Below are 22660 nucleotides of genomic sequence, written 5' to 3'. Positions count from 1 at the left end.
TCTAACGAAAGAAGGACATTAATGGTGACGGTTTAAAAGAAAAGAGGTGAGCGCAATTAAACTTGTTTTATTATTTGGACCTCAAGCTGTCGGAAAAATGACAGTTGGGCAGGAGTTAGAGAAATTAACGGGGCTCAAACTCTTTCACAATCACATGACCATTGAACTGCTGCAGCCGTTTTTTGGTTTCGGTGAAGATATGTGGCGGTTGTCTCAATTATTCAGGGAGGAAATGTTCCGTACTTATGCGAAAAGTGATCAGTACGGCATGATATTTACATTCATCTGGGCGTTCAATAAGCAGGAAGATTGGGATTTTGTTGAAACGATCATCGATATCTTCGAAGGTGACGGAGGAGTCGTATATTTCGTGGAACTGCAGGCGGATATGGAAGAACGGGTCAAGAGAAACCGTACGCCGAACAGACTCGAGCATAAACCTTCCAAAAGAGATGTGGAAGCATCGGAAGAGAGGATGATTGCTTCCATGGACCATTTGCGGATGAATACAAAAGATGGTGAGATTAAAGAGAAGAACTACATCAAGATCAATAATTCAGAACTTGAACCTTATGTTGTTGCAGAAAGGATTCGAGAAACGCTTGGTTTGTAATCACGGAGGTAATGTTTAATGAAAAGCATCGTCCAGTTTTTGTTTGGCACCCCTTACAAGGAATCAAAGGTTATGACTGTGTACTATTGGATAGCCGTTAGTCTGTACATAATTGCTTCAATCTTTTTGTTCACTGCTGCCATACTAACCGGTGACGGAGAATTTTGGTTCAGTTCCATCATGGGTTTCGTTATGTTTCCGTTGGTGTTCCGGTTGGTTTACGGAATGGTCACACGTGTCAATCAAGCGATATTCAAATCCTGAAAAAAAGCAGCAGCTGTCTGACAGCTGCTGCTTTTATTTAATCCTCAACGACAAGGTTTTTTTCGAAGCGATTGACGTCCTTATCCGCTCCAATAACAATGAGAATGTCGCTGGCATTCACTTGCTCGGTGGCCATCGGGGAGACGATGACATCTTTTCCACGTTTGATCGCTACGATGTTACACCCGTACTGAGCACGGATATCTAAATCGATCAAGTTCTTGCCGCTCATCTTCCTTCCTGCTTTCACCTCGACAACGCTGTGGTCATCGGATAGTTCGATATAATCGAGGATATTATCTGAGATGATGTGGTGAGCGATACGTTTTCCCATATCTCTTTCCGGGTGGACGACTTGGTCGGCCCCGATTTTGTTCAGTATTTTCTCGTGATAATCGTTCTGGGCTTTGACGGTGATCATCCGTATGCCCATCTCTTTTAAAATTAACGTCGTCAGCATGCTTGCCTGGATGTTATCTCCGATCGCTACGATAACGTGATCGATATTCCTGAACCCCAACTCTTTGAGAACGAGTTCATCGGTGGAATCCGCCATGACGGCATGAGAAACGATCTCTCGATATTCATTGACTTTGTTTTCATCAAGGTCCAGAGCAAGGACTTCCATGCCTTCCCGGCTCAGTTCCCTGCATATGCTCCCGCCGAAACGGCCGAGTCCTACAACAGCAAATGTTTTCTTCATGGGTGATTTCCTCCTATTAGCCGATAATCATCGGTTCTTTCGGATAATGGTATTTGTCTTTGATGCCATTCCCTCGAATGATGAACAAGAAGGAGAAAATGCCGATCCTTCCGATGAACATGAGAGTGATGATGATGATTTTCCCAGCTGTATGCAAATCAGGCGTGATTCCCATCGACAGTCCGGTTGTACCAAATGCGGAACATGCTTCAAATAAGATCTGCATCAAAGAAAACTGCGGCTCGAAATAGTTCAATAAAATAACCGCTATGCCTGTAATCGCAATGGCTGTATTGATGACGATGAACGAACGGAAGATGTCATCCGGATCGATTTCACGCCTAAATACACGCACATGACTTTTCCCCCGGGCATAGGCGATCACGGTTAACACACTGATTGCGAAAGTCGTTGTGCGAATTCCTCCTCCGACACTACTCGGTGACGCACCGATGAACATGAGAATGCAGATCACGAGTAAGGTCGGTACACTGAATTCAGCTACATCCATGGTCGCAAGCCCTCCATTCCGTGTGGTGACGGATTGGAAGAGGGAGAAAAAGAAAGCTTCGTGCCAGGACTTATCTGCGAAAAAGTGGTTTCTGTCCAAAAGATAGATCAGCACTGTCCCAACGACCACGAGGACTCCGAACGTAACAGACGTCAATTTTGCAAAAAGGGAAAAGTGGATGACATTCTTTTGTTTATGTGTCAGATAATCTTTGATCTCAATGAGCACCGGAAAGCCGATGGCTCCGAGTGTTAATAAGAGCATGTTGATAAACTGCACAAAATAATCATTTTCGAATAGGACGAGGGATGCGCCGGTAATATCAAACCCTGCATTGGTCGTGGCACTGACGGATGCAAACATCCCTTGGACAATGGCTTCCCCTACTGTCGGGAAGTATTGAGTAAAGTAGACACTTAAAATGATGGCACCAACCAGTTCGATCAAAAGAATAATCAATAGGATCTGCTTGATCAGATTGACCATTCCCGCAAACGTAGAGCGGTTTTGGTCGGTTTTAATGAGTTGTCTCCTTTTCAAGCCGATCTTTTTTCCGAGCATCAGCCAGATGAACGTTCCCAGCGTCATGACGCCGATCCCGCCGAATTGGAGGATAAACATGAGAACAAAATATCCGGCGGTATTAAACGTATCCAGTGTCGATACGACAGTCAACCCGGTTACACTCACGGCGCTTACGGCAGTAAAGAGAGCGTCAATAAAGCTTAAACCGACGCCCTCCTTATGTAGAAATGGCAGACTTACGAGAATGGTTGAAACGATGACTGCCGTAGCGTAGAACAATACAATCACCTGAAAAGGAGTTAAACGGTCAAAGTATTTGTTGAATTTGGTTTTTAGGTTATTGAACATAAAGATGCTCCTTCAGGTGAGGATATCAAGTTATATATGGATTTTATATGTTCTCTATTATTTTTACAACTCCCCTCATCATCAAAGGGTGTGGGTTAAATTTACATAAAATAAAGAAAATGGGATAATGGATTCAGAAATCTTTGATGGGAGGGGGGAGAGACTTTTGAAAATCCGGTCCTTTTATTCCCTCCTATTCCTTTGCATCATGATTCTTTTAGTTTTGCCTGGTACAGCTTATGGTGCTATGGATCCCGAAGAAGTCGAAGAGATAAAGAGGAATGCGCCTATACATGTTATCGGAAATGTAGAAAGCGATGTACTTGTAAAAGACTTATCTACAGAGGACTACCCCAAGCAGTTAAGAAAAATGCAGCTGAGTGTTCAAGAGTATAGGAAGACACCTGATTCTCAAAATCAGGAGCATACTCTAGAAATTTATTACACTTACGTTCCCTCATGGGTGGCTATGGCAGGTGGAAGTAAAATGGATATTTATGAGGGAGACCAAATTGAAATTTGGTTGCGAAAAGGGGAATACGGATGGGAGTCTGCAGCAGGAGGAAATACGGTCGAGCACTTGAGTTATGTAGAAGGTCGAAAAGAGCACATCCCAGAACCTAAGGCGCATAAAGTCAAAGAGACGTTCAATGAAAACATAGGGGTGTTGGTCATGAGCGGATTGGTGATTTCCCTGCTTGTCTTTTTAGTCCTGACACGCCGCTAGGTTCTCCCTAAAGAAAGATAAGATGGTTCATTTACTATATATATATATGGGGTAGCATCTAAAGAACACGTAGAAAGAGAAAATTGATTCCCACCTGTTTCTGTCAGCGGAATTCAGGATCTGGTAATCTCTAAAAGGTTTCCCGATGGATCTACTACATAAAAGTTTTTTTGATCGCTCTTCATCTGATAATTGGCTGACTCCAATAAACGGTAGTAATAAAAAATTTTCTCGGGGTGCTGTTTCTTCAATGCATTTGCGAACTTTTGGACTGCTGACCCAGTCGCATGGGTTTCGGTTTTTAATGGATCTATAATAGTCAATTGTTTCCTTGTACGGTGGAGGGTTGTCTTCACTGCAGCATCACTCATTCGGAGCATGGTGGAGATTTCTTTTGATGAATAGTGGAAGACATCTTTTAAAGTTAAAAGCATGGCTTGTTTGAGAGGTAAAACCGCTACTAGGAGTTCGATAAGGCTGTCATACTCCATAAAATCCTCCTGTGGATGGTGAATAAGTTCATCAAAAGGGAAGGAGGGCTTTTCCTTTCTTTTCTCATCGATCCATAAATGCTTGGCGGTTGTTTTTACATAAGAAAAAGAATGATCCGCACAATCGTCGTCCTTTTGTTTTTGATAGAGTCTTAAAATGGTTTCTTGAACGAGGTCTTCCGCCTGATGAGGGTCACTTGTAAGCGTAAGGCAATATCGATATAACTTGGTAACTAGATCTTTATGTATCTTCATAAAAAGTTTCTCCCTTTTGTAACTTTTTGTCTTTCAAAAACGTTACAGGGTTGAATGAAAAATAGGAGGGGTTTGGATGTTTCAAGTTGGAAGTGTATTCGTCCCTGTGACGAATCTTGAGAAATCGAAAAAATGGTATGAAGAACACCTGGATGTGCAGCAAATCGATGGTTGGGAAGGAGGCGCTGGTTTTTTCTTTCCGCATGGTTCCGCTCAGCTTGGGCTCATTGAAGTCTCTAATCCACAGCCTACGGAATTCATTATAGAAAAGAACCAAAAGAATGTCTATTTCAATTTTGTCGTAGCCGATATAGATGCCGCCCACAAAAAATTGAATGACTCTGGTGTCGAGACCACGGAAATTCACAAGTTCGGTGGTATGCAGTATTTTGATTTCTTTGACCCGGATCAAAATGCGTTCAGTGTGGTAGATGAGGATTTGAACTCCCCTTATCATAAAGAGAATGTTAGGAAACAGCAGGAAAAGATAAGGACCAGGCAATAAAGGGATGTTGAGGTTCTCAATTTGTAGAAACCTAAGAAACGTCTAGGGAATAGACTCTAGACGTTTTATTTGGTGAACAGTCGTTTTTCCTGTTCACCTTCCCAATTCAGGGTAACGATCATTTCACTATGGAGTGCGAAGCGCCAGTCACTACATTTCGGTTCCAGATATAATTGTCTGCCAGAGAGCTGCTTCGTACCACTCAAAGCACCTCCTTTCCCATTCCAAGTGGATGCTGTGTTTACTGAGTAGGTAACTAGGAGTTTGTCATGATCCAAATCTCCTTCGTATGTAAGGAAAAGTTCTCAGATCATGGTTTCGTTCTTTTTCTAACCAACATATTGCCCTGACCAACTTTTGGACTCTCCTGTCAGTGATTTCGCTCCTGAGCTGTACCATAGGAATAAGCAGGCACAGGTCAGTAGAATCAAGGATGAGAAGATTACTTCTTTTTTATTCATGAGATCCTCCTGATTTTAATAGGGCTAACATTTTTCTATAATCGCTAGAAAGGAAAATGGTTTCCTTTTCTATGAAACCTATAAAATCCCGGACCATATAAAAAGTGAAAAGGAGGGTGAACAAGTGGCTGTTTTCATAAGTATCATCATCATTCTTTCCTTATGGTCGATTACGAAGACATTGGAAAAAATGACGAAGCGTATTACAGGTAGACAAGACGAAGAAATCGAACATTTACAAGAGATCAAAAAACTGCTTTTAGAGAAGAAAGAGTAAGGGGAAAGGGGTGTCCGTGTGAAAAAACACTGGTTACGATTCTCTCCTTTTTTTGTGATGCCTGTGATCTTAGGGCTCCATATGTTCCTTTCAATTGAAGATTATGCGGTCCCTCTTGGGGTTGCACTTAGTGAGAATGAGCACATCGTAGAGAGGTACAATTGGAAAGGGAATATCGTCGCTGAGTTTCCCAAACACGGTCTCACTACAAAAGAAGAGGTGGATCTTTTTATTTTAGAAAGTAAATTTAAGCAGACGTTTGCTGCAGTTGTTCTGCTTTTTTTAGTGCTCGTGTACTCGGTCGTGTTGGAGTACTTATCTAGGTTATGGAAGGTGTCCTTGGAAGGTGTGACAAAAATACCTGAAAAATGGAAAGCGGTGATGATTGGTGTCATCATATCTTTGTATGCTTTTGCAGCGTTCCGGATAGGTACTCAATATATTGAATTAGTCCATGAGTGTGAAAGACTCATACATAAGCTATAAAACCATAGTCGAGGAACAGGGAAGGAAATAGTGGGCGGAGTAGATGAAAGGGCAAAGGAGGGAAAGACCATTGAAGAGATCCAATAGTATCGCCAAGCTTTTGACTTATTGTGCGTTTGGAATCATGGGCCTGGGTGTGATTTTATTCTTTGCTATTATTCTCAACCAAAGGTTCGGGGCAGGAGTCCATGGGATGACTGTTTTGATCAGCAGCCTCATTACCGGGGTGCTGTTCTTAGGTTTTGCAGAAGTCATCCATTTACTGCAGGGAATTTATGACCACAACACGAAGCATGAAGATTTAGAGAAAGACATTACATATGAAAAGGAAGTTAGAAAAGACTCAACAATAGACCCGGAGGATGAACGGGAAATCCGCTCCTTTTTCAAAGAAAGAAATCAAAAAGTGGGAGAGATCCATCCCACGGATGTGCCGTTCATCTATATTGTAGAAGTAGAGGGAAGAAAGAGAAAAGTCGAAGCGGGTGGATTCGAATTAAAAATATTAGAATAAAAGAAAGCCTCCCAAGGAGCGGAGGCCTCACATTTTTTTCACTTTGAAATGGCGCTGAAGGATCGGCCAGTTTTGTGGAAAAGGGCTCCCTAGAACCCAATAGCTCGCGCCTCTTAGGCCGTACTCTTCAACCGTATCATACTTTGCCTGCACACTTCTTGCGTCTTCGAACCAAACTTCATGCTGCTGACCATTTGCATCGGTATATCGGAAAAAGGGCGATTGATATTCTTCATTGTATTGGATGGGAACCCCGTATCTTGCAGCGAGTTGAATCGCTTCCTGAGGGTTGACCGTTTGAGCATAAGTGCCCTGCACCCATGGAATTTCCCATTCCCGTCCATACAGAGGCATTCCCATCAGAATCTTGTCACGAGGGATGACGGTGACGGCATAATCAAGCACTTCACGTACCTTGTTAATTGGTGCGATGGCCCATGGACTTCCTCCTGACCATCCCCATTCGTACGTCATGAGCACAATGAAATCAACAATCTCACCATGGGCTTCATAATCATGGGCTTCATAAAGAAGACCTTGCTGATCTGCGCGTACTTTAGGTGCAAGGGCGGTGGAGACACTGAAACCTTCGGGACGCAAGCGGCTGACGACTTTTCTTAGAAACGCGTTGTAGTTTTCTTTATCTTCAGGGTACACATATTCGAAGTCGAAGTTTACCCCAGAATATCCTTTGGAACGCATCTGCTCCAATAGATGATCAAGGAAGGTATCTTGAATGCTTGGGTTTCGTAAAAAGGTAGCCGCAAGATCCGAATCGAAGCTGCCACCGACGAAATTGGTGACCACCAGCAATGGAGAAATGTTTTGAGCTGCCGCCGCCTGTAAAATCGCTGTGTCATCCAGATCTGTCAGGTTCCCATCAGATTGGATTGTGCGTGTGAAAGGGGAGAGGTAGGTGAAATGACTGCCGAGAGTATTCACTTCCCTTGCTCCTTCTGCATTCGTTCTCGTAATGTAAGCGTTGATTTCCTTTACAGGTCGTAAAGGCGAAGGGATGGCGAGTGGCATACCGACAGAAATGACGGAGGGGTCTTGAATTCCGTTTGCTTCTGCAATCTCAGACACCGATACGCCGAATTGGTTGGCGATTTTCCAAAGGCTGTCGCCTGCCTGGACCGTATAGTTCGTAAAAGGAAGAAGGAGCATTTGACCAACAAAAATGAGCGCTGGGTTCACAATATTATTCTTCTCGGCCGGTCTTGAACACGGACACCGTAGCGGTTGGCAATGTTCCAAAGACTGTCTCCAGGTTGGATGACGTACTCTTTATTAGGCTCAGGTATGACAAGGGCCTGCCCGATTACGACCACGTCGGGATTGTTCAACTGGTTCAGAAGGATGATTTGATTGATCTCGGCCCCGTACCGCTGGGCGATTTTCCATAGAGAGTCGCCAACTTCAACAACATGAATGATCATCTCGCCGCTCCTTTTTTGCACTTTTTATGAAGATATGCTTGGGGGTCTCGTCCCTATGTATAAGCAGTCATAGTTAGATCGTAAGTGTGTAAGAACTTTTGAGCGTTGAATAATTCTCAAATGGAACCGGTTTTATATATATCGTGTAGTCATCACAGTAACAAAATCCTTTACAAATGCTTCGTAGTTAAATGATATGGCAATATGATCCGTATTTTCTGTCGGCTCTTCGCTGGAATTCGGCCTGAAGTCAGCTATACTTTCACCTTTAGTATTATCAAAGTTAATGGATACAGAAGCCTGGCGTTCGATATACCGGACTTGTTCTGGGTTCGCTAAGGCAAATACAGTAAATACATCATGCAGAGGACTCCCGGAAAGGCTTGGGTCTAATTTTTTATAGGCTGCGGTGTAGTAGTCAAAAATCGGCTTGATCAGGTGTGTGAACGCATTGAAAGATTGAGAGGTGATTCTTTGAATGGTTTCGGGTGTGATGATCGCGTGGTTCGTAACGTTCAATGGAGTGATATAAATATTATTTAATTTGTTTAAAACAAGGTTGGCAGCGATCCCGTCGCCATGAAAGTTAGCTTCTGCCACAGGGGTTACGTTTCCTGGAACTAAAAAGGCCCCTCCCATTGAATAAATGGCTTTTACTTTGCGTAAATTCTCTCTTCCCCCTAATAAGAATGCAATCGCAAGAGATGTGGACCTTCCTACATCCAGGATGACTAGATTGTCTGCGTAGGAGTCGATGATTTTAAAGATTTCATCGAAATTTACTACCTCACTTTGAAGGGTTTCTGGAGGACGTATGGGTCCTAAACCTTCTTCCCCATGGATTTCGGGATAATAGACAGCTACTTCACCACTGAGCGGACTTCTGGCTCCCCCGATAATAGGAATGTCTTCTCTTCCTGCTAGTTTTAAGAGGTAGGATACATTCTGAGTTGCCTGTTGTTGAGGCACGTTCCCATAGCCTGAAACAATTCCGACCACATTGATTTTTGGATTTAGGAGTGCATACATGATGGCTAGTGAGTCATCAATCCCTGGGTCGCAGAACAGTAAAACATTATGCATAGAAGCCCTCCTATAAATACAGATAAGCTATTTTATGTATGTCATTGTAAATAAATAACATCCTATATTTACAGTAATGATAGGGTGGCATTATAAAAGGGGTGGGGTGATCTGAACGACTAGTGACTCCCCCTCACCAAATAAGAGAAGGGGTGTATTGAGCGAAAGAGGGATGGATTTGAAAGTCTGTTTCGTAGAACTCTGTAAAAATAAAAAAGGGAACCTCTTCTTTCCATGAGGTTCCCTTTTTCAGGTCCAAGAGAATGTGTGGTGATTTACAGGGTAGACGAATCTTTTTTACTGCAAAGGGCTTTGTCAGGCTTCTTTCATCATATGACGGAAAATGAATGGAGCGAATAAAGAGAAGAGAAGGACACCCAGCGTTATCCACCAACCGATTGATGAAAATGTGTCCTCTGGGATTATAAACGTGTATCCCAAATAGGATAAGAACAAAATACCTTGAAGTACTTTCAAGGTTTTCGCATCGGCTTCATTCTTCTCGGCTACAAGTCTCTCATCGGTCTCAGATACAATCATTTTAGGATTCTTTTTGATTTTCGTAAGTTTAAGGAAGGAAGCGAGTGCAGCACTGAAAGGAATAAGGGACAAGGCTAGGAAGGCTTTGTTGTCAGTAAAAGAAGCTGCCGTTGTTTGCAGGATAACCCAAGTGACGAAAAGGGCCAAGCTGACAAATAATGATACACCAATGGTCCATTTAGTTTCCTTAACTAACTTTTCAGCACTCATTGATCATTCCTCCCAGAATAAATCATCTAATGTTTTATTTAAAGCTTTACATATGGCCGTACACAATTTCAGACTCGGATTGTAGTTTCCAGCTTCAATTAGATTAATGGTCTGCCTGGTGACTCCGACGATTTCTGCTAGTTTTTCTTGTGAAACATCGGCTTCCGCACGGGCGATCTTCATTTTTTTGTTTTTCAAAAGGATTCATCTCCTCCTTCTACATTTATAATATGCAATACATTACAAAATGTCAATTATATTTTACTTTTTGTAATGTGCTTTGTGTAGGGGGCCACTTTGGCGTTACGATCGTAGGTATCTGGAGTTGTTTTAAAGGGAGAAGTAGAGTAGTTTCCAAGAAAATAAGGCAGTCTTTAATTAAACCTTACTTCCATAAGAGAACTTACATATAATTTTGGTTTTAAGTTATTGTCCTTAAGAGAAACACTGAAATTATCAATGAGTCTTTCTATGAGAACAATACGGTTTAAACCATCACTTTCCATACTGAAGGGAGGGTATCACTAACTGTTCAGGGTGGCGTTTATAAACCAACCTTTGAATATACAGCAGAATAAGCTGTTTAAAAGGCTGAGAGTCGAGTGAACTCTCAGCCTTTTATTTGGTTATGAATGTTTTGTGACAGATTAGAAAAAGTACAGGTGGTTGCCGTTTTTTTACAGAAGGTGTGTTTATTAGAGATTCTGAGCGGGGTGTTCCTATTAAACATAGCTTTTCCCAAAAGAAAACATCTTTCTTATTGTTATTTGGACTCGGCATATCTACGCTGGGTGACTTTATTTATCTCGTTGCCATCAATATTTTAGTATTAAATTTAACCGGTTCGGCTGCTGCAGTAGCTGGCTTATGGATGATAGGACCGATCGCTTCGTTAGTGACAAAACTTTGGTCCGGGAGTATGATCGACCGTTTGAACATACGGAGAATCATGATTGGAACAGATATTATTCGTGCAGCTTTAGTAGCGATCATCCCTTTTTTCGACTCTATTTGGCCGATCTATACATGTCTATTCTTCCTATCCATTTCTAAAGCGTTTTTTGAACCAGCAGCGATTACCTACATCACCCATGTGGTTCCCGAAAAAAATCGAAAACAATTTAACTCTTTTAGAAGTTTGATCACTTCCAGTGCGTTTTTAATTGGACCTGCGATTTCTGGAGTACTGCTGTTGATTACTTCCGTTCATATATTGATATGGATGAATGCTATTTCTTTTGTGGTATCAGCGGTCCTGGTGTATTTATTACCAAACGTGAATACGGATGCCGACCAAACCGTAAATAAATTTAGTTTGAACATGATGAAAAGCGATTGGAAAGAGGTGTTTCGATACAGTCAGCGCCACCTGTATATTGTAAAGGTGTACTTCATAGCTCAATTTTTTATGATACTTGCCCTTGGAATGGATGCTCAAGAGGTTGTCTTTACTCAAGAGGTACTGAACTTATCGGAAACAGAGTACGGCTTACTCATCAGCCTGACTGGAGTTGGTTCTATTTTAGGAGCAGTCACTGTTTCTCTCCTTTCTAAAAAGTTATCGATAAAAGCTCTGATGGTCAGTGGGTACTTAATGGTATCGGTGGGCTATTTAATTTATGCTTTTTCCGCTTCATTCTGGACCGTGGCCATGGGGTTCATGGTATTGGGGGTTTTTAACTCCTTTTCAGGTACTGGGTTTATGACTTTTTATCAAAATAACGTGCCGGTAAAAATGATGGGGAGGATTTCGAGTATCTATGGAATTTTTCAGAGTGTACTTCAGATTATTTTTATATTCCTGATTGGCTTTACAGGGGATATCATTCCAGTTCGATACTGTATCATAGGTGCCTCGATTCTGATGCTGCTGGTGAGCTTTTGGCAGATCAAGCTGGTTCTTATGCCGAGCCGATCAGGGTACTTCAAAGAAGAGCAGGAACTTAAAAGCACCTCTTAGGGATCGGGTGACAATGTTCGTTAAAAAGGAATAGAGGTGGCCTTGGCCAGTCCTATTCTTTTTCAAAATTATAGATGAGGTTTAATCGTAAATTACAAATTTTCCTTGTTCACGTAACTTTCTTAATGAGGCAAGCATTTGTTTTATTTCTTCTTCGGAATGTCTTTCCCATGCTTTTAATTCAGCTACTATTTGCAAAGGAGATTTGGATCGATAAGAACGTGTAGGGTTACCGGGGAATTTTTTATCGGTAACGTTCGGGTCATTTTCAAACTCCCCTAAAGGTTCTACAATATAAATCCTTTCTTTAGAATTCGATTTTGCTAGTTCAGCTCCCCATTTAGCAGCATTTAAGGTCGCGGTGAAATAGATGTAGTTGGACTTTTTGTCCTGATAATTGGACAAGTGCTGGGGCTGTAAAAGGTCTCCGATTTTTAGTTCCGCTTTTGTGCCATGGAAGAAAGGACCAGGATCGATGACATCTTTTTTACCATTCATACGGCTACACCTCTTATGATTCAGATTTGTATATATAAGTATAGGAGAGGAACGACAGAAAAAGTAGTCTGTAAATTGTCTTTTATTGGTAGTATAATGAAAGTAGAAAGAGGGGCGTGGAAGAACAGTCTCCTCTTTTTTTATGTATGGATTAGGTTCTATATAAATCAATAACAAAAGCCCAATTACTCAATACATATGGAGTAATCTGGGCTTATTATTTCTCACAAACAAAAAGGCTATGGAAGTGAAGAAGCAGAAAAGTACACGCCGCAAAGATATTGGAAGAATATTGAACTAGTAAAGAGGTGTGAGTGGATGCAAATAGGGGGCAGGAGAATGGAGTGGAAAGATATAATCATTGGTTTGGCATTTATCGTGGTTCTATATTTTACGCTCCCGCATTTTGGAGTGAACCCTAATTTTATTATGCTTACCTTGATGACGATTGTGGAATGGGTGACCAAATTCATCCTACCCTGGATTGTTTTGTATTGGGCAATCCGGTTGATTAAGAGTTGGGAGTCTAAATAAAAAAAGAAAGCGCTTGGCATGCTGCCGGCGCTTTTTTAATGGTTGGAGTTGATGACTTCTTCTGTGACGTTCGTCAAATCCATCTGACCTTCGGACTGTATAAAGGATATGGCCAGTTTGTTGAACGACTCGGTTTTATCCAAGTTCACGACATGCCCGCTTTCAGATAAAAGGAGGAAAGAGGTGTTCGGCATGTGCCGTGTATCTTTCATCACATCATCTCTGAACATGTGGTCGCCTTCGCCTGTGATATATAACTTGGGTACGGAAGCAGCGTTCGCATGAACGTGTGTAAACGTATCCGGAACGGAATAGACGATGTTATACCAGCCTAAAAAATCTTCCCTCTTCATTTGGGAGGCCTCATGGATAAAGGCATCTCTGGACTCTTTATGATTCTTCCTCGGCATTAAAATGCGTGCGCACAATGAATACAGATACAAGTGCGGGGTAACATTTTTAAGCATCGTACCCAGCATAAGAAGAAACTTTGCCAAAAGATTGATCCGTGTGATGGCTCCTCCTAAGACAGCTGTTTGGACACGGTGTGGGGCGGTGGATAGGACATGTTGAATGACGACGGAACCTAAAGAAATTCCTACAAAATGGGCCTTTTCCACACCCACATCATCAAGGACTCCGAGTACTTCATCGGTCACGGTTTCGAAGGAAAATTCCTCTTTGTAACTGGACACGTTTGGTGAATTTTTGTGACCGGGCAGATTGACGACTATGATATTGAAAGATTTTCGAAAAGCTTTCATTTGTGGAAAAAAGATGTTGACGCTTCCACCGATTCCATGGAGGAAGATGACATACTCCTTGGAAGGGTCGGAGCCTAACACTTTATATTCTAACAATGGATCACCTGCTTTAATAAAACTCAATACGACACTAACCGTCATTATAAGTCAAAAAGCAGGGGGGAGCAAAGGATAATCGGTAACGTTTTGTTACGATTCTGTGACCTGGCGCATTGTTTTTGAAATGATACGCCAGGCTTCTTCGGCTTGATCCCGCGGTCCCTGATGGGTGAAAGCGTGGGAGCACCCTTCAAAAACGTTGACGTCTACATCAACCTCCGCTTGTTTCAATTTTTCCGCGTAGGCTTTCCCTTCCATAGTAAAAGCATCGTATTCGGGTATGATGAATAGCGCTTGAGCCAGGCCCTCCACTTTTTCTGCTTTTACTGGGGAAGCGAGCGGGTGCTCCGCTTGATTTTTTTCCGGGACGTAACAATAGTTGAGGAAATGAGCAGCCTCAGGATATTTTGCCCGCCATTTATCCGGTTCCGGCTTATCACTGTGTGGAGTGACGAAGTCGAGCATCGGATAGGACAGCACTTGCAGGAGCGGCTGTCTTTCGGAACGCTCTTTTAAGAGAAGGCAAAGGGCAGCGGCCATATTCCCACCTGAACTTTGCCCGCCGACCATCATTTGATCGGCATCAAGTTGAAGTTCTTTTGCATGGTACTTGAGCCATTGGTAAATCTCGTAGCACTGCTCCACAGGTTTTGGAAAAGGATATTCAGGCGCCTTTGCATAGTCGACATTGACGATGACGCATCCTGTTTCATTCGCAAGGAAACGGCAGTACGGATCGTCCATTCTCTTTTCATTCATGATGAACGCGCCTCCGTGCATGTTCATATATACGGGGAACCTTTTCCCATCAGCTGCAGCCGGATAGTATAAGCTGATGGGCGTCGGTTTCACCTTGGTATCAACGACCATGTCTACTTTCTTATGTACATATCGAAACGGGACCATCAGGTTTCTTTCTGCCTGATTGGGGAAAAGTCGCAGTAATCGTGCCATCCATAACTTAAGCATCATTGAACCCTCTTTTTTTAATAACCATTGTACCCGGTCTTGTCCTTGTATAATCAAGTGTTTCTGAGGTGACAATGGAAGTACATAGGGAGGTGACCGGAATGTGGATGATGATCCTGGCTGTTTTATCAACCCTTCTCCTGTTTTGGCATAAATTATCGTTTCCTATAGAAAAACGTAAGAATACAGAGATGTACACATTGATTATCCCTGCGAGGAACGAAGAGGAAAACTTAAAACGCCTGCTTCCGACTTTACTTTCCAAGCGGCCCCAACGTGAGGTCATTGTCGTGGACGACGATTCAGAGGACGAGACGAGAAAAGTCGTGGAGAGTTTTGGCGTGAAAGTGGTGGACAATCCTCCTTTACCTCCCGGTTGGATGGGCAAGTCATGGGCTTGCTATAACGGGGCGAAAGCAGCCAAAGGAAAAACGCTCATTTTCCTTGATGCGGATACATGGTTTTCAGATGGAGGAGCAGAGCGTTTGGTGAAAGCTTTTGACGGTGAAGAAACGGTCATGACCGTTCATCCTTATCATGAGATGCGTTCTTTTTGGGAAAAGTTCTCCGGAGTATTTCACCTTGTCGTTATGGCCTCTTCCGGTTTAACTACTGTATGTAAGGAGAAACTTGGAACCAAGGGCGGTTTCGGCCCGTGTCTAGTGATCGGCACGGATACTTATTGGAAGCTTGGAGGTCATGAGGCCATACGGGGAGAAATCGTCGAACACCTGGCGTTTACAAGATTGGCATCTTCCCGAGGGTTAAAAACAAAAGCCTATAGCGGGTACGGCGTTTTGAATATGCGGATGTATGACGCTGATTTGAGACAAGTGATTCAAGGGTGGGCCAAAAGCTTTTCAACAGGGGCAAAAACAGCTTCCCCCATCATGACGCTTGCGAATGTCTTGTGGCTCACCGCCGTTATATCTTTTTTTGGTAAACCTTACTGCCCTTGGGTGGTGGGGCTTTATTGGGTATGTGACTTTAGTGTTTGTGTTGTTCAGGACTTGGAAGGAAATCGGTAACTTCAGGTGGTTTGATGTGCTCTTGTTTCCGCTGTACTTTTTCTTTTTCGTGTTCGTTTTTGCTTACTCTTTGTGGAAGACCTTTTTCATGAAGGAAACGACATGGAAAGGCCGCTCGATCGTTGATAAGAAAAGGAGTTCCTCTTAATGGTCGTCAATGTAGTCGCATGGCTGTGCATCCATCTTGGCGTGAGCAGTCTCGTCTCTGTGGTGCCGGATGCTTTTGTGAATGCCTTCGCTGGAATATATCGTGTGAAAAGGTGGGAGTCACAGGATAAGGTTTATGAGCGTCTAGGTGTGAAAAAGTGGAAAGACCGGCTCCCTGAAGCGCGAAAGTGGTTTCGGAGGGAAAAGTCAGCGGCTCATTTGCGACGTTCGTCCCAATGGGAGCGTTTTGAAAAGCAGACGAATCGCTCGGAGCTCTCCCACTGGATGCAAATGCTGGCGGCTCCTTTTTTCTTCTTGTTCAACCCACCGTGGGCCGGCTGGATTATGGTCGCATATGCCCTCTTGTTCAACCTTCCTTTTATTATCGTGCAAAGGTATAACCGCGTTCGATTGATGAGGATGAAAGGTCGTGTTTTGAAGCGATAGAGGACATTGAACTCGAGTTAAAGGATATTAAAACTACACATATAAGTAGAAAGATATGAAACGAATCCCTGGTCATTATAGACCAGGGATTTTCACTAATGTTAGGAGGTAATTGGAAAGTTTTGTCGAATTTTTAGAGGGGGGATGGAGTCATAAGAAATATAAAGGAGTTATTGATTATGGAATTTATACTAATCTTAATTATAGCGATTGTCGGTATAGCACTTCTCTATCAACGATCGAATGGAGGAAAGACCTATCACCTACATAAGCAGGAAGGATTTGCGGGTGCAATTAAGAATCTACAGGTGGAATCGACTTTTGTGGACGTGGAAGTGGTGAGGGTGGACCGTGAGGAGTGGAGTGTTACTTTATCCGGAACCGTCTATGAGAAAGATAAGGAGCACTTTACTCTTTCCCATCATCGACAGGGGGAGAACTTGACATTGAGAGTGAATGAGGAAAAGACGTTCGGCATTCAAATGCGGAAAGATATGAAACTTTTAATAGAAATTCCAGCGGAAACCTTAGGGTCTTTAATGATAGAAACATCCTCGGCTGACATCGATGTCGAAGGCTTGGCAGTCAATCATTCCACCCTTACCGCAAGCTCGGGTGATGTGACGATGGCAGATGTGATTCAAGAGAATTTACAAATCCAAACATCCAGCGGTGATGTTTTACTGAAAAGGGTGGAAAGTAGGAACTCAGACATTCATACAAGCAGCGGGGAATTGTTTGGGGAGAAGTTTGATTATGGGACAGGCGTGTTCGGTTCCTCGTCGGGGGAAATCCGCATCCAGGCAGCAAAGATGCTTGGAGATGTGAGAGCTTCTACTTCAAGCGGGGATATCCGCTTTTTCTATGAAGAAGAACCGGCCTCTTGTCAACTCGTTTACATGTCGAATTCTGGAGAAGCAGCGATCAACTGGACGGGTCTTGACTATGAAGTGAAAAAAGACAATGAAGTGCGGGGTACAAAAGCGGATGGGGAGTACCATCTAACGGCTGAGACGAGCTCAGGTGATTTGAGAGTAGGATAGGAATAACGGTTGAAGGAAGCGGGTTTGGATGTTGAATGCGAGTGAGTGAAGTCACGGATTTCCTCATAATGTTTTCCAATCTGTGAAACTTCTGGGGTAACTTCATCGTAATGAAGAAAGGGAGGTGGGAGTGGTGACGCAATGCGAATGTTGTGGGCAGTCTTTTCGCTTGGCACAGATTTTGTCAGCGAATCTTTTCTTTTCTATTGCTTCTTGTGAAAATTGTAGCTGCAGACATAAGGTTTATTTCATCGACCGTTTTTGGGTTGCCATGCTCGCCGTTGTTCCTTTAGTGGTTTTTTGTTCATTTATCTCTCCATTTGAAAATCATTCATTAAATCTCCTGGGAGGTTTAAGTCTGTTTATCACAGGCTTGATGGGATCATCGTTTGTGACTAGATATAAATACGTACCTGAGTAGGGAGAGAGAAACATGCAGCATTTCATTGGATGGGTACCACCGGAAGATTTCAAAGAGAAGGTCATCCACTTTCAGAAAAAGTGGAGCGGAAATACGATCACTGAAGTTGTCGAGCCTCATATTACGTTAAAGGCTCAAGGGGGTCTCACCACTGACCGGAAATGGTTGGACCAAGTGAGAGAAATGTGCCGGGGAACCAATCCCTTTCGTGTCCAATTAGGTGTACCCGCTTTTTTTGGAGAAGACGTGCTTTATTTGAGTGTGTGTTCGGAAAAAATCTTTGACTTGCATAAACAAATGGTTCAGATCACAAAACCTACTTCGAAGCAGGTGGATGATTATTTTGAGCTGGAACATTTCGTCCCTCATTTGACGCTGGCCAAGACGACTTATGGTTTGTCAAAACAAAACCTGGTCGATATGGCTGAGGCTGCGGATAAGGAGTTTCGCCCTTTTCCTGTGTTTGAAGTGGACCGGGTTAGAGTTTTTGAAGAATGTAGTTCAAATACATATACGAAGCTGGAAGACCTATTGTTGGGAAGCATTCCACATATGCAGTCATGAACAGATCGATCGTCCAGCAATACTAAACGTCTATTGCTATTCCCGGAAGCGGTCGGTCCATGGCAAAGGTAGCGCTCTTTCCTTCATTGGTTTATCACGAAAAAGCTTTCGCTCCACAGAAAGTCAACGTTTTAGGACGGGTAATGGTGATTTTCAGGGGTTTATAACTTCTGGATAATTCGGTAGTTGAGATTTTTATCCATCTGAAGTCGTAGACAAAATCATTCCACTACCTGAGGCGGTTTTTGCGAATGAACGCTATCCTTAATGTATAGAACAAGAAGAGCGCAAGCCTTTTTACAAGTATTGTTGAAAAAGCCGGTGAAGAATTGCAGTGCAAGAGCTTAACATCCAGAGACAACGATCCGATAAACAGGGCATATCTTAATTTTATGGGAGATGATGGAAGCTATAGTTATCTCCTTCTCGTTGAACCAGGCAGACGGTGGATTTTTTCTGATCAGGTTTCTGAGGTTCATCCCCTTGAAGTGGTTGTTAAAGAAACATAGGAATCATCACAGTTGATGAACTTGGTCGGTGAACAGTCGATCAAATTTAAATAAGGGGGCGGAAAAGATGCATAGTATTTTAGCGGTGTGGTTAGATGAAGAAGGCAGGCTTGGAGTCATTGAACGGAAAGATGAACGGTTCGGGTCTTCTTTCCATCCGATTCAAAAGGATAAAAAAAACAAAAGAAATGGTGATCATTAACAACCTTTGGTACACCACTTATACAGGTGCTCGTCATTACTTCCGCTTAAATACGAATGAGTATCGTGTAGCTGGACGGATGCAGAAAGTCGACGTGCGAAAAAGCGGGTTAAGAGAATCTTCATAAAAAGGGAGAAAGCTATGGATTATATTCGTCATTTACGCTCCATGGTCGGCCATGAGAAAGTTTTGATGGTCGTTGCGGGAGCGCTCGTTTTTAATGAAAAGAACGAATTATTATTGCAATTGCGAGCAGATTCCAAAAGCTGGGGCCTCCCTGGTGGTTTTATGGAACTGGATGAGTCAGTTCAAGATACTGCGAGAAGGGAAGTCTATGAGGAAACGGGCTTGGAGTTAAAAGAAATGGACCTTTTCGGTATCTATTCAGGGCCTCATAAGCATAAAGTTTTTCCGAACGGAGATCAGGCGGCTATCGTAGAAATTTGTTTTAGTTGCCGGTCCTTTGAAGGGGAATTGGTAAAAGAGAACGATGAATCACTGAGCAATCATTTTTTTGATCTTGGTGATCTTCCAGAATACATATTTCATGATCATCAGCAAGTGATCGACGATGTAAAGAATAAACGTAAGACACCGGTTGTAGGGTAATGATCTAAACAGGATATGAAATTGAGAAGAGCTTTCTATTCAAAAATAGAAAGTTCTTTTTTAGAATAGAAGGACAAACGTACGTTCGTGTAGAATGTAGAGTGTAGAAAGATGGGAGGTTCATGATATGGAATTACGAATACATAAAGGAAGACTGAAGGATGCTGTGTCTGAAGCAGCCTCTGTCCTTAGTAAAAAGACGGTGCTTCCGGTCTTGAATGGTATAAAATTGGAGGTCAGAGAAAAAGAATTCGTTCTGGTCGGAAGTGATGGAGAACTCATGATAAAAAAAGTCATCCCTGTTCAAGAAGTAGGGTGCGAATCGATTAATAAAGGTTCTTGTGTACTACCGGCGGCTTTTCTTCAGGATTTAGTAAAGAAATTGCCCGGACCTGTTCATATGAAAAAAGATGCCGGTCGTATGCTGCTCGAATCCGGTGAGGTCAAGACTTCTTTAAGCACTCTCTCAACCGAAGAATACCCGGACATGGCGGAAGTCGAATCGACAGAAGACATTTCTATGAACGGGGAGGACTTGGTAGAGCTAGTTCGCCAAACACTTTTCGCAGCAGCAAAAGAGGGAAGTCGTCCCGTGCTTACAGGGGTGCATCTCGACTTTTCACATCATCATGTCCAAGCTTCAGCCACAGACTCTCATCGGTTAGCTTTTGTTAAGAAAAAATTGAGCAGTGAGAAGAGTTATTCGTGTACAGTTCCCGTGAGAACGTTAAAAGAAGTGATAAAAGTCTTTAAGAATACGAAAGGGTCATTGAGGCTATCCATAACCGACCAATTGTTCAAGGTAGAATCAAACGAAACGATGATCACCTCCAAGCTGCTTGATGGAGCCTATCCCAATGTTGGGGACTTAGTGACAGAATCTGCGAAGACGGTTTTGACCTTAGATAAAGATCGGATGCTGGAAAGCGTAGACAGAGCTGGTTTGTTTGCTGAAAATTGTAGAAACCATCAGGTGAAATTATGCTTGATGGAAGGGAAGCAACTGAACATCTCTTCCTTTTTGCCCCAAGTAGGAACAATCGAAGAAAACATTCCTCTGAAAGAAGTAACAGGTGAAGGAAAGATGGATGTTCACATCGACGGTATTTTTTTGTTGGAAGCGTTGAAAGTGACAAAAGGGGAAGACGTAAAGCTTTTTTACAACGGGATGATGAGTCCGTTGATTATTCGAAGTCTGAGAAACGAAGAACAGGTTCATGTGATTTCTCCTGTCCGGGCATAGGGGCGAATGAATCAATTAATTAAAGACGCCCGCCTGGTATTTAAAATAACACGTTATGAAAAGCATTGTTCACGACCTCGATATAGTGAACCCAAATAAAGACCGCAACGACTATGACCACTCCATTCGTGCATAGTGTCCAAGAAAGGTATTTCTTCTTCTTTGGATGGTCCCCCATCCATTTTTCACTGAAAAGGAGAAAATAAGACGCGATGAAGAATGGAGCGATCAGTATTCCTGCAAGGAACCACCGGTTGAATTGACTCATATAGGAGCCTAAAACAGTCAGGCTTTCCTGTTCTTTGTTTACATCAGAGTTGATGATTGGATTTGGTCCGCTCAAACCTTCATACATAACTAATTGATTCTGCTCATTAACTTCATATTTCAAAAATTCGAAGTCCATCGCCAGTCCATAGACGGTAAGTATGGATAGGAGACTGATCGTAAAAGCTAGACCCCACATCTTTTTCTTGGACATTGTCATGCTCCTCTCCGTGGTTTTATAGCTTTTATTATTCCAAATAAAGGAAGATTATTCAACTGGAAGTCTGTATTTCTAAAAAAAGCTGAAGAGGATATCCCCTTCAGCTTTGATTATCTATGATTATTCAGTGAAAGGATAGGTGACGCCGGTAAGCTCTTCGGATACTTTCCACAATTGATCGGCGTCCATAACATCGTAAGATTTCGTGATCGGAGAAACGGCGACAGGGGCACCTTTCATTTCCCATCTGCCTCCAGGCCCAAAGTATTCCCCTCCTTGTACGTCAGGGTCTGTCGCTGCCCTTAAGCCAGGTAGCGCTCCTTCTGAAGCTTCCTGGGTCATTGGTGCAAGCAAACGTCCCAGAATCTTGAAGAGGAATTTATCTTCAATGTGTCTCATAAGATTCGTGCTTGCGATCCCGGGATGGGCAGCCGTTACAGTAATATCTAAACCATTCTCTGTGATTTTTCTTTGCAGTTCTTGAGTGAATAATAGATTGGCAAGCTTAGACTGGGCATAAGCTTTCATAGGTGTGTATCCTTTTCCACCTTCAAACATGAGGTTATCAAAATTCATTTTTCCAGATTTATGGGCGTTGCTTGAAATATTGACGATTCTAGCGTTGGGCGTTTTCTTCAACGTTTCGAACAATTGTCCTGTGAGAGCGAAGTGACCGAGGTGATTGATGCCTATCTGCTGTTCAAAACCATCCTTGGTCTTTCCGTATGGGGTGGTCATGACACCGGCATTGTTAAGCAATAGATCCAACCGATCATATTTTTCCCTGAAGGAATCTGAGAAAGACTTGACTGATTCCAAATCGCTTAAGTCGAGGGCCATGACGTCAATATCGGCGTTAGGATTTTCCTTTTGAATGGATAAATACGCTTCCTGACCTCGCTCCATCGACCTTGTACCAAGAATGACGGTCGCTCCCCGCTTGGAAAGAACTTTCACAGATTCATACCCTAAACCGCTGTTCCCTCCAGTTACAATTACTGTTTGGCCTTTCAAAGAAGGAATATCTTCTTTTGTCCACGCTTGTTCTTTCATCCTTATCACTCCTTATGATTTTCATAGTAAGAAATTTCCGTATGGATGTAAAAAGAATAGCCTTCAGAAGAGCACATAAGAATTATATGGAAGCTCAAATAAACGATATTACCCAGGTAATGATGGCATCG

Annotated in this window: 30 protein-coding genes and 1 pseudogene; 17 read left to right on the top strand and 14 right to left on the bottom strand. The window is 42.7% G+C overall.

Annotated features, from left to right (window positions below; genetic code table 11):
* The first annotated feature begins 55 nt into the window (after nucleotides 1–55).
* Together LC065_RS18205 and LC065_RS18200 are read left to right on the top strand one after the other, a co-directional pair.
* Complete coding sequence (locus LC065_RS18205; protein WP_226591605.1) at nucleotides 56–613, top strand: DEAD/DEAH box helicase family protein; 558 nt, start codon at nucleotides 56–58, stop codon at nucleotides 611–613.
* Between the two features lie 18 nt (nucleotides 614–631).
* Nucleotides 632–877: a hypothetical protein gene (locus LC065_RS18200; protein WP_226588343.1), complete on the top strand. Its 246-nt coding sequence runs from the start codon at nucleotides 632–634 to the stop codon at nucleotides 875–877.
* A 37-nt stretch (nucleotides 878–914) separates the two neighbouring features.
* On the opposite strand, the gene LC065_RS18195 is transcribed toward LC065_RS18200, so the two are convergent.
* Together LC065_RS18195 and LC065_RS18190 are read right to left on the bottom strand one after the other, a co-directional pair.
* Entirely contained in the window at nucleotides 915–1580 is a 666-nt protein-coding gene (locus tag LC065_RS18195; protein ID WP_226588345.1) for a potassium channel family protein, read from the bottom strand.
* Between the two features lie 16 nt (nucleotides 1581–1596).
* A complete protein-coding gene (locus LC065_RS18190; protein ID WP_226588347.1) occupies nucleotides 1597–2964 on the bottom strand; it encodes a TrkH family potassium uptake protein in 1368 nt (455 codons plus the stop codon).
* 166 nt (nucleotides 2965–3130) lie between these two features.
* Between LC065_RS18190 and LC065_RS18185 the strand changes: the two genes are divergently transcribed.
* Complete coding sequence (locus LC065_RS18185) at nucleotides 3131–3691, top strand: hypothetical protein (protein ID WP_226588349.1); 561 nt, start codon at nucleotides 3131–3133, stop codon at nucleotides 3689–3691.
* A gap of 113 nt (nucleotides 3692–3804) precedes the next feature.
* On the opposite strand, the gene LC065_RS18180 is transcribed toward LC065_RS18185, so the two are convergent.
* Nucleotides 3805–4437, bottom strand: a complete 633-nt coding sequence (locus LC065_RS18180; protein ID WP_226588351.1) for an RNA polymerase sigma factor — start codon at nucleotides 4435–4437, stop codon at nucleotides 3805–3807.
* 76 nt (nucleotides 4438–4513) lie between these two features.
* Between LC065_RS18180 and LC065_RS18175 the strand changes: the two genes are divergently transcribed.
* The gene (locus LC065_RS18175) at nucleotides 4514–4942 is read left to right on the top strand and encodes a VOC family protein (protein ID WP_226588352.1); all 429 of its coding nucleotides are present in this window, start codon (nucleotides 4514–4516) and stop codon (nucleotides 4940–4942) included.
* Nucleotides 4943–5007: 65 nt separating this feature from the next.
* Here the strand turns inward: LC065_RS18175 and LC065_RS18170 are convergent, their stop codons facing one another.
* Both LC065_RS18170 and LC065_RS18165 read right to left on the bottom strand, forming a co-directional pair.
* The gene (locus LC065_RS18170; protein ID WP_226588354.1) at nucleotides 5008–5148 is read right to left on the bottom strand and encodes a hypothetical protein; all 141 of its coding nucleotides are present in this window, start codon (nucleotides 5146–5148) and stop codon (nucleotides 5008–5010) included.
* Nucleotides 5149–5271: 123 nt separating this feature from the next.
* Nucleotides 5272–5403, bottom strand: a complete 132-nt coding sequence (locus tag LC065_RS18165) for a hypothetical protein (RefSeq protein WP_264187658.1) — start codon at nucleotides 5401–5403, stop codon at nucleotides 5272–5274.
* Nucleotides 5404–5527: 124 nt separating this feature from the next.
* Here LC065_RS18165 and LC065_RS18160 point away from each other — a divergent pair, with 124 nt between their 5' ends.
* From LC065_RS18160 to LC065_RS18150, 3 genes are all read left to right on the top strand, one after another.
* Nucleotides 5528–5680, top strand: a complete 153-nt coding sequence (locus LC065_RS18160; RefSeq protein WP_226588356.1) for a hypothetical protein — start codon at nucleotides 5528–5530, stop codon at nucleotides 5678–5680.
* Between the two features lie 18 nt (nucleotides 5681–5698).
* Nucleotides 5699–6166, top strand: coding sequence for a hypothetical protein (locus LC065_RS18155; RefSeq protein ID WP_226588358.1), 468 nt, complete (start codon nucleotides 5699–5701; stop codon nucleotides 6164–6166).
* 70 nt (nucleotides 6167–6236) lie between these two features.
* Complete coding sequence (locus LC065_RS18150; protein ID WP_226588360.1) at nucleotides 6237–6680, top strand: hypothetical protein; 444 nt, start codon at nucleotides 6237–6239, stop codon at nucleotides 6678–6680.
* 27 nt (nucleotides 6681–6707) lie between these two features.
* Here LC065_RS18150 and LC065_RS18145 read toward each other — a convergent pair.
* The 4 genes and pseudogenes from LC065_RS18145 to LC065_RS18130 all read right to left on the bottom strand — a co-directional run bounded on the left by LC065_RS18145 (nucleotide 6708) and on the right by LC065_RS18130 (nucleotide 10150).
* Nucleotides 6708–8119, bottom strand: a pseudogene (locus tag LC065_RS18145) (LysM peptidoglycan-binding domain-containing protein).
* A gap of 132 nt (nucleotides 8120–8251) precedes the next feature.
* Nucleotides 8252–9202 (bottom strand): nucleoside hydrolase, encoded by a 951-nt coding sequence (locus tag LC065_RS18140; RefSeq protein WP_226588364.1) that lies wholly within the window; start codon nucleotides 9200–9202, stop codon nucleotides 8252–8254.
* A gap of 315 nt (nucleotides 9203–9517) precedes the next feature.
* Entirely contained in the window at nucleotides 9518–9952 is a 435-nt protein-coding gene (locus LC065_RS18135; RefSeq protein ID WP_306163612.1) for a hypothetical protein, read from the bottom strand.
* Nucleotides 9953–9955: 3 nt separating this feature from the next.
* A complete protein-coding gene (locus LC065_RS18130) occupies nucleotides 9956–10150 on the bottom strand; it encodes a helix-turn-helix transcriptional regulator (protein ID WP_226588368.1) in 195 nt (64 codons plus the stop codon).
* Between the two features lie 490 nt (nucleotides 10151–10640).
* Between LC065_RS18130 and LC065_RS18125 the strand changes: the two genes are divergently transcribed.
* Entirely contained in the window at nucleotides 10641–11912 is a 1272-nt protein-coding gene (locus LC065_RS18125; RefSeq protein WP_226588369.1) for an MFS transporter, read from the top strand.
* Nucleotides 11913–11993: 81 nt separating this feature from the next.
* Here the strand turns inward: LC065_RS18125 and arr are convergent, their stop codons facing one another.
* Entirely contained in the window at nucleotides 11994–12410 is a 417-nt protein-coding gene (gene arr, locus LC065_RS18120; protein WP_226588371.1) for an NAD(+)--rifampin ADP-ribosyltransferase, read from the bottom strand.
* Nucleotides 12411–12749: 339 nt separating this feature from the next.
* Between arr and LC065_RS18115 the strand changes: the two genes are divergently transcribed.
* Nucleotides 12750–12944: a hypothetical protein gene (locus LC065_RS18115; RefSeq protein ID WP_226588373.1), complete on the top strand. Its 195-nt coding sequence runs from the start codon at nucleotides 12750–12752 to the stop codon at nucleotides 12942–12944.
* Between the two features lie 35 nt (nucleotides 12945–12979).
* Here LC065_RS18115 and LC065_RS18110 read toward each other — a convergent pair whose 3' ends face one another.
* Complete coding sequence (locus LC065_RS18110; protein ID WP_226588375.1) at nucleotides 12980–13804, bottom strand: alpha/beta fold hydrolase; 825 nt, start codon at nucleotides 13802–13804, stop codon at nucleotides 12980–12982.
* Nucleotides 13805–13897: 93 nt separating this feature from the next.
* Nucleotides 13898–14776, bottom strand: a complete 879-nt coding sequence (locus LC065_RS18105) for an alpha/beta hydrolase (RefSeq protein WP_226588377.1) — start codon at nucleotides 14774–14776, stop codon at nucleotides 13898–13900.
* 101 nt (nucleotides 14777–14877) lie between these two features.
* On the opposite strand from LC065_RS18105, the gene LC065_RS18100 reads away from it, so the two are divergent.
* From LC065_RS18100 to dnaN, 8 genes are all read left to right on the top strand, one after another.
* Nucleotides 14878–15804, top strand: coding sequence for a glycosyltransferase family 2 protein (locus LC065_RS18100; protein WP_306163611.1), 927 nt, complete (start codon nucleotides 14878–14880; stop codon nucleotides 15802–15804).
* Nucleotides 15805–15951: 147 nt separating this feature from the next.
* Nucleotides 15952–16398: a glycosyl-4,4'-diaponeurosporenoate acyltransferase CrtO family protein gene (locus LC065_RS18095; protein WP_226588381.1), complete on the top strand. Its 447-nt coding sequence runs from the start codon at nucleotides 15952–15954 to the stop codon at nucleotides 16396–16398.
* Between the two features lie 179 nt (nucleotides 16399–16577).
* On the top strand, nucleotides 16578–17441 hold the full coding sequence (locus LC065_RS18090; protein WP_226588383.1) for a DUF4097 family beta strand repeat-containing protein: 864 nt from the start codon (nucleotides 16578–16580) through the stop codon (nucleotides 17439–17441).
* A 433-nt stretch (nucleotides 17442–17874) separates the two neighbouring features.
* The gene (locus tag LC065_RS18085; RefSeq protein ID WP_226588385.1) at nucleotides 17875–18426 is read left to right on the top strand and encodes a 2'-5' RNA ligase family protein; all 552 of its coding nucleotides are present in this window, start codon (nucleotides 17875–17877) and stop codon (nucleotides 18424–18426) included.
* A gap of 305 nt (nucleotides 18427–18731) precedes the next feature.
* The gene (locus LC065_RS20605) at nucleotides 18732–18935 is read left to right on the top strand and encodes a hypothetical protein (RefSeq protein ID WP_226591607.1); all 204 of its coding nucleotides are present in this window, start codon (nucleotides 18732–18734) and stop codon (nucleotides 18933–18935) included.
* Nucleotides 18936–19002: 67 nt separating this feature from the next.
* Nucleotides 19003–19137, top strand: coding sequence for a hypothetical protein (locus LC065_RS18080; RefSeq protein WP_306163610.1), 135 nt, complete (start codon nucleotides 19003–19005; stop codon nucleotides 19135–19137).
* 141 nt (nucleotides 19138–19278) lie between these two features.
* Entirely contained in the window at nucleotides 19279–19746 is a 468-nt protein-coding gene (locus tag LC065_RS18075) for an NUDIX hydrolase (protein ID WP_226588389.1), read from the top strand.
* Nucleotides 19747–19873: 127 nt separating this feature from the next.
* Nucleotides 19874–20989, top strand: coding sequence for a DNA polymerase III subunit beta (dnaN, locus tag LC065_RS18070; RefSeq protein WP_226588391.1), 1116 nt, complete (start codon nucleotides 19874–19876; stop codon nucleotides 20987–20989).
* A gap of 40 nt (nucleotides 20990–21029) precedes the next feature.
* Here the strand turns inward: dnaN and LC065_RS18065 are convergent, their stop codons facing one another.
* Together LC065_RS18065 and LC065_RS18060 are read right to left on the bottom strand one after the other, a co-directional pair.
* A complete protein-coding gene (locus LC065_RS18065) occupies nucleotides 21030–21470 on the bottom strand; it encodes a hypothetical protein (RefSeq protein WP_226588393.1) in 441 nt (146 codons plus the stop codon).
* 126 nt (nucleotides 21471–21596) lie between these two features.
* Nucleotides 21597–22529, bottom strand: coding sequence for an oxidoreductase (locus LC065_RS18060; RefSeq protein ID WP_226588395.1), 933 nt, complete (start codon nucleotides 22527–22529; stop codon nucleotides 21597–21599).
* Nucleotides 22530–22660: the final 131 nt, after the last annotated feature.

Source organism: Halobacillus litoralis (assembly GCF_020524085.2).
GTDB classification, from domain to species: domain Bacteria; phylum Bacillota; class Bacilli; order Bacillales; family Halobacillaceae; genus Halobacillus; species Halobacillus litoralis_E.
The sequence above is the reverse complement of the archived record's forward strand: the minus strand, read 5'-3'. Positions and strand labels throughout refer to the sequence as shown.

Bases quoted from the DNA above. Each gene is read 5' to 3' on its own strand.
- LC065_RS18200 (WP_226588343.1), top strand. From the start codon at position 632: ATGAAAAGCATCGTCCAGTTTTTGTTTGGCACCCCTTACAAGGAATCA.
- LC065_RS18195 (WP_226588345.1), bottom strand. From the start codon at position 1,580: ATGAAGAAAACATTTGCTGTTGTAGGACTCGGCCGTTTCGGCGGGAGC.
- LC065_RS18190 (WP_226588347.1), bottom strand. From the start codon at position 2,964: ATGTTCAATAACCTAAAAACCAAATTCAACAAATACTTTGACCGTTTA.
- LC065_RS18180 (WP_226588351.1), bottom strand. From the start codon at position 4,437: ATGAAGATACATAAAGATCTAGTTACCAAGTTATATCGATATTGCCTT.
- LC065_RS18175 (WP_226588352.1), top strand. From the start codon at position 4,514: ATGTTTCAAGTTGGAAGTGTATTCGTCCCTGTGACGAATCTTGAGAAA.
- LC065_RS18165 (WP_264187658.1), bottom strand. From the start codon at position 5,403: ATGAATAAAAAAGAAGTAATCTTCTCATCCTTGATTCTACTGACCTGT.
- LC065_RS18140 (WP_226588364.1), bottom strand. From the start codon at position 9,202: ATGCATAATGTTTTACTGTTCTGCGACCCAGGGATTGATGACTCACTA.
- LC065_RS18135 (WP_306163612.1), bottom strand. From the start codon at position 9,952: ATGAGTGCTGAAAAGTTAGTTAAGGAAACTAAATGGACCATTGGTGTA.
- arr (WP_226588371.1), bottom strand. From the start codon at position 12,410: ATGAATGGTAAAAAAGATGTCATCGATCCTGGTCCTTTCTTCCATGGC.
- LC065_RS18115 (WP_226588373.1), top strand. From the start codon at position 12,750: ATGGAGTGGAAAGATATAATCATTGGTTTGGCATTTATCGTGGTTCTA.
- LC065_RS18105 (WP_226588377.1), bottom strand. From the start codon at position 14,776: ATGCTTAAGTTATGGATGGCACGATTACTGCGACTTTTCCCCAATCAG.
- LC065_RS18100 (WP_306163611.1), top strand. From the start codon at position 14,878: ATGTGGATGATGATCCTGGCTGTTTTATCAACCCTTCTCCTGTTTTGG.
- LC065_RS18095 (WP_226588381.1), top strand. From the start codon at position 15,952: ATGGTCGTCAATGTAGTCGCATGGCTGTGCATCCATCTTGGCGTGAGC.
- LC065_RS18090 (WP_226588383.1), top strand. From the start codon at position 16,578: ATGGAATTTATACTAATCTTAATTATAGCGATTGTCGGTATAGCACTT.
- LC065_RS18085 (WP_226588385.1), top strand. From the start codon at position 17,875: ATGCAGCATTTCATTGGATGGGTACCACCGGAAGATTTCAAAGAGAAG.
- LC065_RS18080 (WP_306163610.1), top strand. From the start codon at position 19,003: ATGCATAGTATTTTAGCGGTGTGGTTAGATGAAGAAGGCAGGCTTGGA.
- LC065_RS18075 (WP_226588389.1), top strand. From the start codon at position 19,279: ATGGATTATATTCGTCATTTACGCTCCATGGTCGGCCATGAGAAAGTT.
- dnaN (WP_226588391.1), top strand. From the start codon at position 19,874: ATGGAATTACGAATACATAAAGGAAGACTGAAGGATGCTGTGTCTGAA.
- LC065_RS18065 (WP_226588393.1), bottom strand. From the start codon at position 21,470: ATGTCCAAGAAAAAGATGTGGGGTCTAGCTTTTACGATCAGTCTCCTA.
- LC065_RS18060 (WP_226588395.1), bottom strand. From the start codon at position 22,529: ATGAAAGAACAAGCGTGGACAAAAGAAGATATTCCTTCTTTGAAAGGC.